The following is a 15417-nucleotide window of genomic DNA, read 5'->3' as shown; positions in this document are numbered from 1 at the left end:
CGTATCCGGGGGGTGCGGGTGACGCGATCAGCGCACCTGCGAACGTCCGCGCTGCAGCACCGCTTCCCGGTTGGCGGCGATGTCGTCGCCGCTGGGCCGGAACTGCCGAGCCGCGGCCGCTTCCAGCCACAGCCCGCCGCCGAGCTGCGCGTCGTCGATGTGGTGGTAGGACGCCAGCAGGGCGCGCACCGCGTCCTGGTTGTTGCCGACGATGGACGCCGCGACGCCGCGCGCGGTCGCCAGCAACTTGTCGTGCGGCACCACTTCGGTGACCAGCCCGGCGCGCAGCGCGTCGGCCGCCGACAGGTAATCCCCGGTCATGCTCATCCGTCGGGCCAGGCCCACCCCCACTTTCTGCGGCAGTCGCACGCTCAAACCCCAGGTGGGCAGCAGACCCACCCGGGCGTGCGTGTCGGCGAACCGCGCCTGCTCGGAGGCGATCAGGATGTCGCAGTACAGCGCCAGCTCGAGTCCGCCGGTGACCGCGGCGCCGTTGATGGCGCCGATGACGGGTTTGGTCAGCGCCGGCCAGCGCGGCGAGATGTCGGGCAACGCGGTCTGCCCGCCCAGCTCCTTGAGGTCCAGTCCGGCGCAGAACACCGGGTCGGTGCCGGTGACGATCACGACGTCGACGCCGTCGTCGGACTCGGAATCGGCCAGGGCGCCGAAGAATTGGTCGCGCAGCGCCGCGGACAGCGCGTTGCGGGACTGCGGCCGGTTCAGGGTCAGGGTGCGTACCCGCTCGTCGGTGTCGATCAGCAGGATGTCGTCGGTCATAAGGTTCACCGTAGTCACCCACGGGGTGGCGATCGGCACCCGCGGCCGATCGCGGTCTGGTAGCGCCGCACCTATCGTGGACACCATGTGTCGGAATATCACCGAGCTGCGTGGGCTGGAACCACCGGCTACCGCCGAAGAGATCGCGGCCGCGTCACGTCAGTACGTGCGCAAGGTCAGCGGCATCACGCACCCGTCCGCTGTCAACGAAGACGCCTTCGAGGCCGCCGTCGCCGAGGTCACCGCCACCACCACCCGGTTGCTCGAAGCGCTGGCACCTCGACGGCAGCCGCCCAAGACGGTGCCGCCCCTGCGCCGCCCCGAAGTTCTGGCCCGGCTCGCCAGATCGCAGTAGCGGAGAACGCTGAAAGATGTACGCGCTCAAGGAGTGGAGCGCGGCGGTGCACGCGCTGCTCGACGGGCGCCAGACCATCCTGCTGCGCAAAGGCGGCATAAGGGAGAAACGGTTCGAGGTCGCCGCCCGGGAGTTTCTGCTGTTCCCGACGGTCGCGCACAGCCACGCCGAACGTGTCCGGGCTGAACATCAAAGCCTGCTCGCACTGGCGGCCGCCGACAGCACCGAGCAGCAGGTCACGGTGCGGGCCGCCGCGAAAGTGGTTGCCGCGCTGCCGGTCAACCGCCCGGAGGGGCTCGCCGAGATCGAGGATCTGCACATCTGGACCGCCGAGTCGGTGCAAGCGGACCGGCTGGACTTCCGGCCCAAACACAAGCTGGCGGTGCTGGTCGTCCAGGCGATGCCGCTGGTCGAGCCGGTCCAGCCGACCCGTACCCCCGACTATGCGGGATGCACCAGTTGGGTGCCGCTGCCGGTCGAGCCTGCGCTGGCGGCGCCGGTGCACGACGACGGGACGCTAGCCGGGATCGGGGCCCGGGTCCGGCGCGCGGTCGGATGAGTCTGCCTGCACCGGCAACAACAGCCGGGATTCCCCGAAGTGCACCGAGTGCGTCGCCGGGCGGATCTGGCGCCCGGTCAGCACCGGCTCGTCAGTACCGAGGTTGCGCGCGTAACGCGGAAACCAGCTGCCGGTGATCAGCACCCGGATCCGGGAACCGGCCTCGAAGCGGTGCGCGATCGCGTCGAGTTCGATGGTGACCCGTCGGGTGCCGGGCTCGTCGGTGGCCAGGCGCCGGTAGCCGTCGCTGACATTCTGGGACCTGCCCTTGGCGTTGACCTTGCTGACCCGCACGAACAGGTCGACGTTGGGGTTGTCGGCGCTGTGCTCCAGTTCGATGACGGGTTGGCCGTAGACGTGCAGGTCGTGGGGGAGCGCGGCGCCGGTGAAGCTCAGCACGTCGTCGCGCGTCGCCAGATGGGTGTCGTCGCGGTAGCCGCCCTTCGGTGACAGCAGTGGACCACCGGTGGTGGGGGTCGGGTCGGCCGGGTCGTAGTGGAAATTCGCCGGTCGCGTCTTGGTGGTCGGCGGAGTGTCGCCCAGGTGTCCATAGGGCTGCAGGTACAGCGCGTGTTCGCTGGTGGCCGGTGGCCAGTCGGGCAGGTGACGCCACCCCACGCCGGCCTCGTAGATGTGCACCGGGCTGGGACGGTCCAGGGCCGGCGCGCCGCCCAGATAGGTGTCCAGCCAGTCCAGGGTTTCGCGCGCGCAGGTCGGCAGCCCCTGGACCAGCATCTGGGTGTGGGTCCACGGCCCGACGGTCAGCGCGACGTTCACCCCGCGGTCGCGCAGGTGCCGGTACTGCTGCAGGGTCTGGCGCAGGAAGATGTCCTGCCACCCGCTCAGCAGCAGCACCGGTACTTCGACGCGGTCCAGTGCGTCAGGGAAGCGCAGCCGGTCCCAGAACGGGTCGTGCGCGTCGGTGTGTTCGACCCAGGATTCGAACCACGGCGCGCCGGCGCCGAGCAGGGTCCGCGCGGCCGGCCCCAGCGGCACCTCGCGGACCGTGCGGGCCACTTTGCGCGGTGCCCGCAGCTGGCGAAGGCCGGTCCGGAGGCGTCCCGGATCCTCCTGGCGGGCGACCAGATCACTCCAGCCCAGGAAGTCGTTGACGGCGAATGTGCCGGTGCCCCACACCGAGTCGCGGAAGTCGTGCGGCCCCACCGTGATCACCGCCGCGGCCAGCTCCGGCGGCGGGTCCTGCAACAGCGCCCACTGGGTGAAGCCGAGGTAGGACAGGCCCACGGTGGCGAAGCGGCCGGTGAACCACGGCTGTTGACGCAGCCATTGCACCGTGTCCTGGCCGTCGGCGGCTTCGTGGACCATCGGCTCGAAGTCACCGGTGGAGCCGAAGGTTCCCCGCACGCTCTGCAACACGACGTGGTAGCCGCGGGCAGCGTACAACCGGGCGAAGGCAAGGGAGAACGGGAACTTACGTCCGTACGGGCCGCGGGCCAGCAGGGTGCCGGCCGGCTTGGCCGTTGCGGGCGCGTAGTGGTCGCCCACCAGTTCGACGCCGTCGCGCATCGGGATGCTCACCCGGGTGACGGTGTAGCGGGTCCTTGCCCGGGGCAGCCGCAGAGCCAGGCCGAGTGCGCCCAAAGCCGCTCGGCCGCCGGCTCCGGTGGCGCGGGTGCGTAGCTTCGGCTCGTCGTGCGGGATCGATGTGGTGCTCACGTGCCAAGCCTAGGGAAGGCCGGGCGCGCACCGCGCAACCCGGGACTAGAACTTGTACATCGGCGCGAGTTCGTTGGCGCGCTGCAGGTTGGTCGACGGGCAGTCGACGTCGGGCTCGGAGTAGACCGTGGAGTAGAACAGCGACTGCTGGATCACCCCGTAGCTGGTCTTGAACGTCACCATGCACGAGATGTACCAAAAGCTGTTGTGGTAGGTGGGTTTGAGCACCCAGTACTGCGCGGCGCGGTGACCCTGGATCGTGGTTTCGATGGCGTCCGGCGGCAGGGTCTGGGCGTAGGTGCGCCAGACGATCGGCTCCACGGCCAGCTGGTAGTTGCCCGCGTCGAACTGGCAGCGCAACCCTTCCTGCGGTTCGGGCGGGGTGAACGCCAGGCCCAGCCGCTGCACCGCCTCCAGCGGGATGTCGGTGCACGGGTCGAACGGGCTCGGATCGGTGGTGGCCACGATCGGGCTCTTCATCGTGGTTTCCATCGGCGCGGCGGTGGACCGCAGTTCGACTTTGCCACGATGGGTCGGCGGGGGGCCGTCCTGCCAGCCGGCCACCCCCACCGTGACCGCTGTGACCAGCGCACCGAACGCTGCAGCCAGACGCATTTTGGCGAACACGACACCCCCTGCTCTCGGCAGCACCCTTGCCGGGAGTGTACAAGTAGCCTCTGCGCGGTCACAGGGAAACGAGCACACCGACCGCGGGTCGCTAGGCTGGTTAATCGTGGCAGGACACGAATCGACCGGACAGCCGACGCTGTGGGCTGTCTCGGACCTGCACACCGGGCATCTGGGCAACAAGCCGGTCACCGAGTCGCTGCATCCGTCGTCGCCGGATGACTGGCTGATCGTCTGTGGCGACGTCGCCGAACGCACCGACGAAATCCGCTGGGCGCTGGACTTGCTGCGCCGCCGCTTCGCGAAGGTCATCTGGGTGCCCGGCAACCACGAGTTGTGGACCACCAACCGCGATCCGATGCAGATCTTCGGGCGCGACCGCTACGACTACCTGGTCAATATGTGCGACGAGATGGGTGTCGTCACCCCCGAGCACCCCTTCCCGGTCTGGACCGAGCGGGGCGGCCCGGCCACCATCGTGCCGATGTTCCTGCTCTACGACTACAGCTTCCTGCCGGCCGGAGCCGCCACCAAAGCCGAGGGCATGGCCATCGCCAAAGAGCGCAACGTGGTGTGCACCGACGAATTCCTGCTGTCGTCCGAGCCGTACGCCACCCGCGACGCGTGGTGTCGCGACCGGGTCGCCAAGACCCGGGCCCGCCTCGAACAGCTGGACTGGATGCAGCCGACCGTGCTGGTGAACCATTTCCCGCTGGTGCGCAACCCCTGCGACGCGCTGTTCTACCCGGAGTTCTCGCTGTGGTGCGGCACCACCAAGACTGCGGACTGGCACACCCGCTACAACGCGGTGTGTTCGGTGTACGGGCACCTGCACATTCCGCGGACGACCTGGTATGACGATGTGCGCTTCGAAGAGGTGTCGGTCGGCTACCCGCGGGAGTGGCGGCGCCGCAAGCCCTACAGCTGGCTGCGTCAGGTGCTGCCGGACCCGCAGTACGCGCCGGGGTACCTGAACGACTTCGGCGGCCACTTCGTCATCACTCCGGAAATGAAGGCGCAGGCCACCCAGTTCCGGGAAAAGTTGCGGCAACGGCAAAACCGGTGACGGCGCGCACACTGGTGTCGACGTTGTTGCCCGGCACCCTGGTCGACGACATGGGTTACGCCGAGTTGTATTCCGACCCGCCCGGGCTGGTGCCGTTGCCCGAGGAGGAGCCGCTGATCGCCAAGTCGGTGGCCAAGCGGCGCAACGAATTCATCACCGTGCGGCACTGCGCGCGGATCGCGCTCGACGAACTCGGGGTAGCGCCGGTGCCAATCCTCAAGGGCGACAAGGGCGAACCCTGCTGGCCCGACGGTGTGGTCGGCAGCCTGACACACTGCACCGGATACCGCGGCGCCGTCGTCGGCCGCAGCGAGGCGGTGCGTTCGGTGGGCATCGACGCCGAACCCCACGACGTGCTGCCCAATGGTGTGCTGGACGCGATCAGCCTGCCCGCCGAACGCACCGAGCTGCCGCTGGCGCTGCCGTCCGCGCTGCACTGGGATCGAATCCTGTTCTGCGCCAAGGAGGCAACGTACAAGGCGTGGTTCCCGCTGACCAAGCGGTGGCTGGGGTTCGAAGACGCGCACATCACCTTCTCGGCGGACACCGAGTCCAGCGGGCGGTTCGTCTCCCGCATTTTGATCGACCCGGCCGCGCTGTCGGGCCCACCGCTGACGACGCTGGCCGGACGCTGGTCGGTGGCAAATGGCTTGGTGCTGACCGCGATCGTGTTATGAGCGAGGCCGGTCTGGCGATCGTCGACAAACCGGAAGGCATGACGAGCCACGACGTGGTGGGCCGGTGCCGGCGGATCTTCGGCACCCGCCGGGTGGGTCATGCCGGCACGCTGGATCCGATGGCCACCGGCGTGCTGGTGCTCGGAATCGAGCGGGCCACCAAAATTCTGGGCCTGTTGACCATGACCTCCAAGTCGTATGCCGCGACCATCCGGCTCGGGCAGACCACCTCCACTGAGGACGCCGAAGGTGAACTGCTGCAATCGGTTCCGGCTTCGCACCTCACCGATGAGACGATCGAGGCGGCGCTGGCCCCGCTGCGCGGTGACATCGAGCAGATACCGTCGGCGGTCAGCGCGATCAAGATCGGTGGCCGGCGGGCGTACCAATTGGCCCGCGCGGGGGAGGCGGTGCACCTGCAGGCCCGACCGGTGCGCATCGACCGCTTCGAGGTGCTGGCCACCCGACGCGGAGTGGACCTGCTGGATCTCGACGTTGAGGTGGACTGCTCGTCGGGCACCTACATCCGCGCGCTGGCCCGCGACCTGGGTGAGGCGCTGGGCGTCGGTGGTCATCTGACGTCGTTGCGGCGCACCCGCGTCGGCCGCTTCGACCTGAGCCAGGCCGTGTCGCTCGAGGAACTGGCCGAGCGGCCGCGGCTGAGTCTCAGCCTGGACCAGGCCTGCCTGCTGATGTTCCCGCGCCGCGACCTCACCGCCGAGGAGGCTGTGGCCACCAGCCACGGCCGCGCCCTGGCGCCGGCCGGAATCGACGGTGTCTACGCGGCCACCGACGCCGACGGGCGGGTAATTGCGCTGCTGCGCGACGAGGGTTCGCGGACCCGGTCCGCAGTGGTGCTCCGCCCGGCGACCCTGTGAGGCAGCCGGCCGTGCGCAGATGAGGAAGTACGGCGCCGAAAGCGCCGGTCAGCGGCTAAGCCACCACCCAGATCGCGCACGCGGCCGGACTGCCCAGATCCACCGTCGTCGCACCGTCCTCCGATTCGACCGCCACCGAGACCATCCCGGCGAACTCCCGGCGGGTCAGCACCCGCAGCCGTGAGTCCAGGTTGATCCCCACGCTGTCGAAATATCGCAGCATCTCCGGGTCGGCGTCGGAAATCCGGGCCACTGTGCCGGTGTCGCCGTCGCCGCACGCCCACAGTTGCCGAGCCGGCGGTGTCGGGACCTGCCCGTCGGTGGCCGGGATCGGATCGCCGTGCGGATCGCGCTGGGGGAAGCCCAGCTTGGCGTCGATGCGGGCCATCAACCGGTCCGACACCGCGTGCTCGAGTACCTCGGCCTCGTCGTGTACCTCGTCCCAGCCGTAGCCGAGCTCGTTGACCAGGAAGGTCTCCAGTAGCCGGTGCCGGCGCACCATGGCCAGCGCCGCGCGGCGGCCGGACTCGGTCAGCGTCACCGCGCCGTACTTCGCGTGGTCGACCAGGCCCTGCTCAGCGAGCTTTCGAATGGACTCCGAAGCCGTGCTGGCCGACACCCCGAGCTTCTCGGCGAGCAACTTGGTGCTCACCTTTTCCCGAGACCACTCTTGAGTTGTCCAGATGACTTTCAAATAGTCCTGGGCAACCGCGGTGAGTCCACCAGGCTCTTCGTCGGCCCTCACAAACACGAATCTTAGGCAATGCACGCCTAAACGGTTGTCCCGAGATTGCCGGGACGCTAAGCGGGACGATTAGGCTTGCGCTCGTGCAGCGGTGGCGTGGCCAGGACGAGATCCCCACAGACTGGGGCCGATGCGTGCTGACCATCGGAGTTTTCGACGGCGTGCATCGGGGACATGCGGAGTTGATTGCGCACGCGGTCAAGGCTTCCCGGGCGCGCGGGGTGCCCTCGGTGCTGATGACGTTCGACCCGCATCCGATGGAAGTCGTGCACCCCGGCAGTCACCCCGCCCAGCTGACCACGCTGACCCGCCGCGCCGAACTCGTCGAGGAACTGGGCATCGACGTCTTCCTGGTGATGCCGTTCACCACCGACTTCATGAAGCTCACCCCCGAGCGTTACGTGCACGAGTTGCTGGTGGAGAACCTGCACGTGGTGGAGGTCGTGGTCGGGGAGAACTTCACCTTCGGCAAGAAGGCGGCCGGCAACGTGGAGACGCTGCGCCGGGCCGGCGAGCGGTTCGGCTTCGCGGTGGAGTCGATGTCGCTGCTGTCCGAGCACCACAGCAACGAGACCGTGACGTTCTCGTCGACATACATCCGCTCCTGCGTGGACGCCGGGGACATGGCGGCGGCCACCGAAGCGCTGGGGCGTCCGCACCGCGTCGAGGGCGTGGTGGTGCGCGGATACGGGCGCGGGGTCGAGTTGGGATATCCCACCGCCAATGTGGCGCCGCCGATGCACTCGGCGATCCCGGCCGACGGCGTATATGCGGCGTGGTTCACCGTGCTCGGGCACGGACCGGCCACCGGCACCGTCGTCCCCGGTGAGCGCTACCAGGCAGCAGTGTCGGTCGGCACCAATCCGACCTTCTCCGGGCGTACCCGCACCGTCGAGGCATTCGTCCTGGACGCCAAGGCTGACCTGTACGGGCAGCATGTGGCATTGGATTTCGTCACCCGCATCCGCGGTCAGCAGAAATTCGATTCGGCCGAAGATCTGGTCGCCGAGATCGGCAATGACACCGACCGCACCCGCAAACTGCTGAGCTAGTGGCGGCCCGCCGCGCCCGGCTGCGCCGCGCCTGCGACCGCAGGATTGCATGGTGGCGGCCCGCCGCTGTTAAACTGCCCGACGGCATGCGCTGCGGTTCGCGGTGGCCGTGCCCGTTGACTCTGATCGCGGACCTATTGATGGAGATGTTTTCGTGGCGCTTACCGCCGAGCAGAAGAAAGAAATTCTGAATTCCTACGGTCTGCATGAGACCGACACCGGGTCGCCGGAGGCGCAGATCGCGCTGCTGACCAAGCGGATCGCGGATCTGACCGAACACCTGAAGGTGCACAAGCACGACCACCACTCGCGGCGCGGGTTGCTGCTGCTGGTGGGTCGGCGCAAGCGGCTGGTCAAGTACCTGACCCAGGTCGACGTGGAGCGTTACCGTTCGCTGATCGAACGGCTGGGTCTGCGCCGCTGATCCGTGGCGCCGTGCGCGCCGCGAGCACCGGGTTGGTCCTGGTCTCGATGGTGACGGCATCAGCGGGGTGTGCGGGGCAGGCCAGCGGGCCCGGTCTCGGCGACATCAAAGTGGGGGATTGTCTCAAGCTCGGCGGCACGGCCGACCGACCGCAGGCGGCCAGAGCTACGTGCGGCAGCCCCGAGTCCAACTTCAAAGTCGCCGCGCTGGCCACCGCAGGGGCGAAGTGCCCCGCCGACGTCGACTCGTCCTACACGACGCACAACGCGATCAGCGGCACCGACAACACTCTGTGTCTAGACATCGACTGGGTGATCGGCGGATGCATGAGTGTGGACCCGCACCACGTCGCGGACCCGTTCCGGGTCGACTGCAACGACGGCGCTGCACCGCACCGTCAGCGAGCTACGCAGATCCTCACCGATCTCGACCCTCCGGTCAGCGTGGACCAATGCGCCAGCGGCCTGGGTTACACCTATGCGCAGCGGCGCTTCGCTGTGTGCGTGGAAAATGTCACCGCCGGAGTGCCGAAATAGAAGTTGCGCCCTCGGGTCTGCGCCGATCCGGGGAGTTAGCCAGTGTAGAGTGAGGGCGTTCTGGGCCGGTTCGGCCCGAGCAACCTGGTGCGGCTCACGCATATCCGCGGGCGCCGTTCCAGCGAGTCACTGCAAGTTCGAGGGACCCGGCCTGAATCGGGCGGTCTTCGGTAGTGGCTGCCGGGCTCCCCGGATCTGGGACAGGTCGGCCGCTTCGATCGATGGCCGTAGCCGCATCCGGGCTCGTGACCGCCCTCTGGATTCCGCGTGACGACGCGAAACAGCTGAATAACCAGAGAGGCCGCACTGACGTATGTCTGCGACTGAAATTGAAGAAGGCGTGTTCGAATCCACCGCCACCATCGACAACGGGAGCTTCGGCACCCGCACCGTGCGTTTCGAGACCGGCAGGTTGGCCCTGCAGGCCGCCGGCGCCGTCGTCGCCTACCTCGACGACGAGAACATGCTGCTGTCGGCGACCACCGCCAGCAAGAACCCCAAAGAGCACTTTGACTTCTTCCCGTTGACGGTCGACGTCGAAGAGCGCATGTACGCTGCGGGCCGCATTCCCGGCTCGTTCTTCCGGCGTGAGGGCCGGCCGTCCACCGACGCGATCCTGACCTGCCGGCTCATCGACCGGCCGCTGCGCCCGTCGTTCATCGACGGGCTGCGCAACGAGATCCAGGTGGTGGTGACCATCCTGAGCCTGGACCCCAACGACCTGTACGACGTGGTGGCGATCAACGCCGCGTCAGCCTCCACCCAGCTCAGCGGGCTGCCGTTCTCCGGCCCCATCGGCGGCGTGCGGGTGGCGCTCATCGACGGCCAGTGGGTGGCCTTCCCGACCGTCGAGCTACTCGAGCGGGCGGTGTTCGACATGGTGGTCGCCGGTCGCATAGTCGGCGAAGCTGACGACAAAGACGTGGCGATCATGATGGTGGAAGCCGAGGCCACCGAGAAGGTCATCGAGCTCGTCGAAGGCGGCGCGCAGGCGCCGACCGAGACGATCGTGGCCGAAGGTCTGGAAGCGGCCAAGCCGTTCATCGCCGCGCTGTGCACCGCGCAGCAGGAACTCGCCGACGCGGCCGCGAAGCCGACCAGCGAGTACCCGACGTTCCCCGCTTACGAGGAGGACGTGTACTACTCGGTGTCCTCGGTGGCCACCGACGAGCTGGCCAAGGCGCTGACCATCGGCGGCAAGGCCGAGCGCGACGCCCGCACCGACGAGCTCAAGGCCGAGGTCCTCGAGCGGCTGGCCGGCACCTACGAAGGCCGGGAAAAAGAGGTCAGCGCCGCGTTCCGGTCGCTGACCAAGAAGCTGGTCCGCCAGCGCATCCTGACCGACCACTTCCGCATCGACGGCCGCGGCGTCACCGACATCCGCGCGCTGTCCGCCGAGGTCGCAGTGGTGCCGCGGGCACACGGCAGTGCGCTGTTCGAGCGGGGCGAGACCCAGATCCTCGGCGTGACCACCCTGGACATGGTCAAGATGGCCCAGCAGATCGACTCGCTGGGACCCGAGACATCCAAGCGGTACATGCACCACTACAACTTCCCGCCGTTCTCCACCGGCGAGACCGGCCGGGTCGGGTCGCCCAAGCGGCGCGAGATCGGGCACGGCGCGCTGGCTGAGCGGGCGCTGATCCCGGTGCTGCCCAGTGTCGAAGAGTTCCCGTACGCGATCCGTCAGGTGTCCGAAGCGCTCGGCTCCAACGGGTCGACCTCGATGGGGTCGGTGTGCGCGTCGACGCTGGCGCTGCTCAACGCCGGTGTGCCGCTGAAGGCGCCGGTGGCCGGCATCGCGATGGGCCTGGTCTCCGACGACGTCGACGGCGAACGTCGCTTCGTGACGCTGACCGACATCCTGGGCGCCGAGGACGCATTCGGCGACATGGACTTCAAGTGCGCCGGCACCAAGGACTTCGTCACCGCACTGCAGCTGGACACCAAGCTGGACGGGATCCCGTCCCAGGTGCTCGCCGGCGCCTTGGCCCAGGCCAAAGACGCCCGCGTGACGATCCTCGAGGTCATGGCCGAAGCCATCGACCGGCCCGACGAGATGAGCCCGTACGCCCCCCGGGTCACCACCATCAAGGTGCCGGTAGACAAGATCGGCGAGGTCATCGGGCCCAAAGGCAAGGTCATCAACGCGATCACCGAGGAGACCGGCGCGCAGATCTCCATCGAGGACGACGGCACCGTGTTCGTCGGCGCCACCGACGGCCCGTCGGCGCAGGCCGCGATCGACCGAATCAACGCGATCGCCAACCCGCAGCTGCCGACCGTGGGCGAGCGGTTCCTCGGAACCGTGGTCAAGACCACCGATTTCGGTGCGTTCGTGTCGTTGCTGCCCGGTCGTGACGGCCTGGTGCACATCTCCAAGCTGGGCCGGGGCAAGCGCATCGCGAAAGTCGAGGACGTGGTCAACGTCGGAGACAAGCTGCGGGTGGAGATCGCCGACATCGACAAGCGGGGCAAGATCTCGCTGGTCCTGGTCGCTGAGGACGGCGCGGCCGCGGCACCCGCTGACGCTGCGCCGGCGGATGCCGCGCCGGTCAGCAGCTGACGCTGCGGGTGGCACGAAACGCTGAACGGTCGCCGGGGGTGCGTCGTAGCACCTTGCCGGGCGGGCTGCGGGTGGTCACCGAGTATCTACCCGCGGTCCGGTCCGCCTCCGTCGGCGTCTGGGTCGGGGTCGGCTCGCGCGACGAGGGCGCCACGGTGGCCGGGGCCGCGCACTTCCTGGAGCATCTACTGTTCAAGTCCACCCCGACCCGCACCGCGGTGGACATCGCGCAGGCGATGGATGCCGTCGGCGGTGAGCTCAACGCCTTCACCTCCAAAGAGCACACCTGCTATTACGCCCATGTGCTGGACACCGACCTGACGCTGGCGGTCGACCTGGTCGCCGACGTGGTACTCAACGGCCGGTGCGCCGCCGACGACGTCGAACTGGAACGCGACGTCGTGCTCGAGGAGATCGCGATGCGCGACGACGACCCCGAGGACGCGCTGGCCGACATGTTCATGACGGCATTGTTCGGTGACCATCCGGTGGGCCGTCCGGTGATCGGCAGCGCGCAATCGGTGTCGGCGATGACCCGGTCGCAGTTGCACTCGTTCCATCTGCGGCGTTACACCCCGGAGCGGATGGTGATCGCGGTGGCCGGCAACGTCGACCACGCCGAGGTAGTCGGCTTGGCGCGCCGGCACTTCGGGCCACGGCTGGTGCGCGGCCGGGGGCCGGTGGCGCCGCGCCGGGGTGCCGGCCGGGTGAGCGGCCGGCCCGGCCTGGTGCTGGGCAGCCGCGACGCCGAACAGACCCACGTCTCGCTGGGTGTGCGCACGCCGGGCCGGGGGTGGGAGCACCGCTGGGCGCTGTCGGTGTTGCACACCGCGCTGGGCGGCGGGCTGAGCTCGCGGTTGTTCCAGGAGGTGCGCGAGGCCCGCGGGCTGGCCTACTCGGTCTATTCCGCGCTGGACCTGTTCGCCGACAGCGGGGCGCTGTCGGTGTATGCGGCCTGCCTGCCGGAACGGTTCGCCGATGTCATGAAGGTCACTACCGCGGTGCTGGAATCTGTTGCGCGGGATGGGATCACCGAGGCGGAGTGCCGGATCGCCAAGGGTTCCATGCGCGGTGGACTGGTCCTGGGGCTGGAGGATTCGGGCTCGCGGATGAGTCGCATCGGCCGCAGCGAACTGAATTACGGCGCGCACCGCAATATTGCGCACACGCTGCGGCAAATCGACAAAGTCACCGTTGACGAAGTCAACGAGGTGGCGCGGCGGCTGCTGAACAAACCGTTCGGAGCGGCTGTGCTCGGCCCGCATAAGTCGAAACGATCGCTGCCGCAACAACTTCGAGCGGTGGTAGGTTAGCCCGATGGTACTGGGTTTCTGGGACATCGCAGCGCCCATCGTGGGTGCGCCGATGGCGGGTGGCCCGGGAACGCCGGCGCTGGCGGCGGCGGTGTCCAATGCGGGCGGCCTCGGCATGGTCGCCGGTGGCTACCTCAGTGCGGACCAGTTCGCCGCGGACATCTCCGCAGCGCGCGCCGCGACCACCGGTCCGATCGGGGCCAACCTGTTCGTGCCCCAACCGAGCGTCGCCGACTGGGCGGCGCTGGAGTACTACGCCGAAGATCTCGAAGAGGTCGCCGACCACTACCGCGTGGACGTGGGTCGGCCCGTGCACGGCGACGACGACGACTGGGACCGCAAACTCGAAGTGATCGCCGACGTGCGCCCGGAGCTGGTGTCGTTCACCTTCGGCGCTCCGCCACCGGACGTGATCCGCCGGTTCAGTGCGCTGGGACTGCTGGTGTCGGTCACGGTGACCTCGGTGTACGAGGCGGGGGTAGCCGTTGCCGCCGGCGCGGACAACCTGGTGGTCCAGGGGCCCGCCGCGGGCGGGCACCGCGGCACGTTCGCGCCGGACATGGAACCCGGTTCCGAGTCGCTGCACCAGCTGTTGGAGCAGATCGGCGCCGCGCACGAGGTGCCGTTGATCGCCGCGGGTGGGTTGGGCACCGTGGAAGACATCGCCGCGGCGTTGCGCCGGGGCGCGGTGGCCGCTCAGGTCGGCACCGCGCTGCTGCTGGCCGACGAAGCCGGCACCCATCCCGCTTACCGTGTCGCACTGAAGAATCCGTTGTTCGACGCCACCGTCGTCACCCGCGCGTTCTCCGGTCGCTACGCCCGGGGGTTGGCCAACAACTTCACCCGGTTGCTCGATCACGTGGCGCCGCTGGGCTATCCCGAGGTCAATCAGATGACCAAGCCGATCCGCGCGGCGGCGATCCAGGAAGAGGATCCGCACGGCACCAACCTGTGGGCGGGGGAGGCCTACCGGGAAGTGCAGCCCGGCCCGGCCGGCGACATCGTCACCGCGCTGGCGCCCTACGTGCGCTGATCGTCGCGGGCCAGCAAACCGGAGGGGTCGGTGTAGGGCAGGTCCAGGTCGTCGGCCACATGGTCGGCCAGCAGGGCGCCCGCGTGCGTCGAAAGCCCTTTGGCGAGCGCCGGATCCGAGCGGCACGCCGCATGCCAGCCCAGGTCGGCAATCTTGAGCACGTAGGGCATCGTCGCGTTCGTCAACGCATAGGTCGACGTCTTGGGCACCGCGCTGGGCATGTTGGCCACGCAGTAGAACAGCGTCTCGTGCACGGCGAATGTCGGCTCGTCGTGGGTCGTGGGCCGCGAATCCTCGAAGCAACCACCCTGGTCGATCGAGATGTCGACCAGCACCGCTCCCGGCTTCATCTGCGCCACAAGCGAATTGGGGATCAAGCTGGGCGCCTTCGCGCCGGGCACCAGCACTGCGCCGATCACCAGGTCGGCACGTTTGACCGCCCCCACCAACTCGTAGGTCGATGAGTAGCGGGTGCCGATGCGGCCGGCGAACTCCGCATCAAGCAGCCGAAGCTTGCCCAGACTGACGTCCAGGACCATGACCGACGCGCCCATACCGCAGGCGACCCGGGCGGCGTTGTACCCAGCGGTGCCGCCGCCGATCACCACGATGTCTGCCGGCTTCACTCCCGGCACCCCGCCCATCAACGCGCCGCGGCCGCCCTGCGTCCGCATCAGGTGGTAGGCGCCGACCTGCGCCGAAAGCCGGCCCGCGACCTCACTCATCGGGGCCAGCAACGGCAGGGCGCCGTCGGCGGTCTGCACGGTCTCGTAGGCGATCGACGTCGTGCCGGCCTTCAACAACGCGTCGGTGCACGAGCGCGATGCGGCCAGGTGCAGGTAGGTGAAAAGGGTCTGATCCGCGCGCAGGTGACCGTACTCGGCCGGCAACGGTTCCTTGACCTTGAGCACCAGGTCCGCTTCGGCCCACACCTGCGCGGCGGTGTCGGCGAGTTGTGCACCCGCCGCCGTGAATTTCTCGTCGGAGATCGCCGAACCTTCCCCGGCGCCGGTCTGGACCAGGACCTCGTGGCCGCGCTGGGTCAACGCCGCGACCCCGGCCGGGGTGATAGCCACCCGGAATTCGTTGTTCTTGGTCTCGGTCGGAACTCCGACTCGCATGATCGCCTCCT

Annotated in this window: 16 protein-coding genes; 11 read left to right on the top strand and 5 right to left on the bottom strand. The window is 68.6% G+C overall.

What is annotated here, in order from left to right; translation table 11 throughout:
- Positions 1–27: 27 nt before the first annotated feature.
- On the bottom strand, positions 28–777 hold the full coding sequence (locus AC5Y3Z_RS00165) for an enoyl-CoA hydratase (protein WP_463826964.1): 750 nt from the start codon (positions 775–777) through the stop codon (positions 28–30).
- Positions 778–862: 85 nt separating this feature from the next.
- On the opposite strand from AC5Y3Z_RS00165, the gene AC5Y3Z_RS00160 reads away from it, so the two are divergent.
- Both AC5Y3Z_RS00160 and AC5Y3Z_RS00155 read left to right on the top strand, forming a co-directional pair.
- Positions 863–1132, top strand: coding sequence for a DUF2277 domain-containing protein (locus AC5Y3Z_RS00160; protein ID WP_463826963.1), 270 nt, complete (start codon positions 863–865; stop codon positions 1130–1132).
- 16 nt (positions 1133–1148) lie between these two features.
- Positions 1149–1691 carry a DUF1802 family protein gene (locus AC5Y3Z_RS00155; RefSeq protein WP_473139934.1) on the top strand — a complete coding sequence of 181 codons (543 nt, stop codon included), beginning with the start codon at positions 1149–1151 and terminating at the stop codon, positions 1689–1691.
- Here AC5Y3Z_RS00155 and AC5Y3Z_RS00150 read toward each other — a convergent pair.
- Together AC5Y3Z_RS00150 and AC5Y3Z_RS00145 are read right to left on the bottom strand one after the other, a co-directional pair.
- Positions 1650–3368, bottom strand: a complete 1719-nt coding sequence (locus AC5Y3Z_RS00150) for a CocE/NonD family hydrolase (RefSeq protein ID WP_473139933.1) — start codon at positions 3366–3368, stop codon at positions 1650–1652. The two genes, AC5Y3Z_RS00155 and AC5Y3Z_RS00150, sit on opposite strands and share 42 nt — an antisense overlap.
- 45 nt (positions 3369–3413) lie before the next feature.
- Positions 3414–3995, bottom strand: a complete 582-nt coding sequence (locus AC5Y3Z_RS00145; protein ID WP_463826960.1) for a DUF3558 domain-containing protein — start codon at positions 3993–3995, stop codon at positions 3414–3416.
- Positions 3996–4101: 106 nt separating this feature from the next.
- Between AC5Y3Z_RS00145 and pptH the strand changes: the two genes are divergently transcribed.
- The 3 genes from pptH to truB are packed head-to-tail and all read left to right on the top strand — an operon-like array spanning position 4102 to position 6616.
- Entirely contained in the window at positions 4102–5061 is a 960-nt protein-coding gene (pptH, locus tag AC5Y3Z_RS00140; RefSeq protein WP_463826959.1) for an ACP phosphodiesterase PptH, read from the top strand.
- Complete coding sequence (gene pptT / locus AC5Y3Z_RS00135) at positions 5058–5738, top strand: 4'-phosphopantetheinyl transferase PptT (protein WP_463826958.1); 681 nt, start codon at positions 5058–5060, stop codon at positions 5736–5738. Before pptH ends, pptT begins: the two co-directional genes overlap by 4 nt.
- Complete coding sequence (gene truB / locus AC5Y3Z_RS00130; protein WP_473139932.1) at positions 5735–6616, top strand: tRNA pseudouridine(55) synthase TruB; 882 nt, start codon at positions 5735–5737, stop codon at positions 6614–6616. Before pptT ends, truB begins: the two co-directional genes overlap by 4 nt.
- A gap of 55 nt (positions 6617–6671) precedes the next feature.
- Here truB and mntR read toward each other — a convergent pair whose 3' ends face one another.
- Positions 6672–7361: a manganese-binding transcriptional regulator MntR gene (gene mntR, locus AC5Y3Z_RS00125; protein WP_463826956.1), complete on the bottom strand. Its 690-nt coding sequence runs from the start codon at positions 7359–7361 to the stop codon at positions 6672–6674.
- An 83-nt stretch (positions 7362–7444) separates the two neighbouring features.
- Here mntR and AC5Y3Z_RS00120 point away from each other — a divergent pair, with 83 nt between their 5' ends.
- The 6 genes from AC5Y3Z_RS00120 to AC5Y3Z_RS00095 all read left to right on the top strand — a co-directional run bounded on the left by AC5Y3Z_RS00120 (position 7445) and on the right by AC5Y3Z_RS00095 (position 14285).
- The gene (locus tag AC5Y3Z_RS00120) at positions 7445–8413 is read left to right on the top strand and encodes a bifunctional riboflavin kinase/FAD synthetase (protein WP_463826955.1); all 969 of its coding nucleotides are present in this window, start codon (positions 7445–7447) and stop codon (positions 8411–8413) included.
- 154 nt (positions 8414–8567) lie between these two features.
- Positions 8568–8837 carry a 30S ribosomal protein S15 gene (gene rpsO, locus AC5Y3Z_RS00115; protein ID WP_065161293.1) on the top strand — a complete coding sequence of 90 codons (270 nt, stop codon included), beginning with the start codon at positions 8568–8570 and terminating at the stop codon, positions 8835–8837.
- 47 nt (positions 8838–8884) lie between these two features.
- Positions 8885–9373 carry an LppU family putative lipoprotein gene (gene lppU / locus AC5Y3Z_RS00110; RefSeq protein ID WP_473139997.1) on the top strand — a complete coding sequence of 163 codons (489 nt, stop codon included), beginning with the start codon at positions 8885–8887 and terminating at the stop codon, positions 9371–9373.
- A 313-nt stretch (positions 9374–9686) separates the two neighbouring features.
- Positions 9687–11939 carry a polyribonucleotide nucleotidyltransferase gene (locus AC5Y3Z_RS00105; RefSeq protein WP_473139931.1) on the top strand — a complete coding sequence of 751 codons (2253 nt, stop codon included), beginning with the start codon at positions 9687–9689 and terminating at the stop codon, positions 11937–11939.
- Complete coding sequence (locus AC5Y3Z_RS00100; RefSeq protein ID WP_463827173.1) at positions 11936–13252, top strand: M16 family metallopeptidase; 1317 nt, start codon at positions 11936–11938, stop codon at positions 13250–13252. The genes AC5Y3Z_RS00105 and AC5Y3Z_RS00100 overlap by 4 nt, the downstream gene beginning before the upstream one ends.
- 4 nt (positions 13253–13256) lie before the next feature.
- Complete coding sequence (locus AC5Y3Z_RS00095; RefSeq protein ID WP_463826953.1) at positions 13257–14285, top strand: nitronate monooxygenase; 1029 nt, start codon at positions 13257–13259, stop codon at positions 14283–14285.
- On the opposite strand, the gene ald is transcribed toward AC5Y3Z_RS00095, so the two are convergent.
- The gene (ald, locus tag AC5Y3Z_RS00090; protein ID WP_463826952.1) at positions 14273–15406 is read right to left on the bottom strand and encodes an alanine dehydrogenase; all 1134 of its coding nucleotides are present in this window, start codon (positions 15404–15406) and stop codon (positions 14273–14275) included. The genes AC5Y3Z_RS00095 and ald overlap by 13 nt on opposite strands.
- Between the last annotated feature and the right edge of the window lie 11 nt (positions 15407–15417).

This window comes from Mycobacterium sp. NGS61, from assembly GCF_059812325.1.
This window is presented reverse-complemented; position numbering and strand designations above follow the sequence as displayed.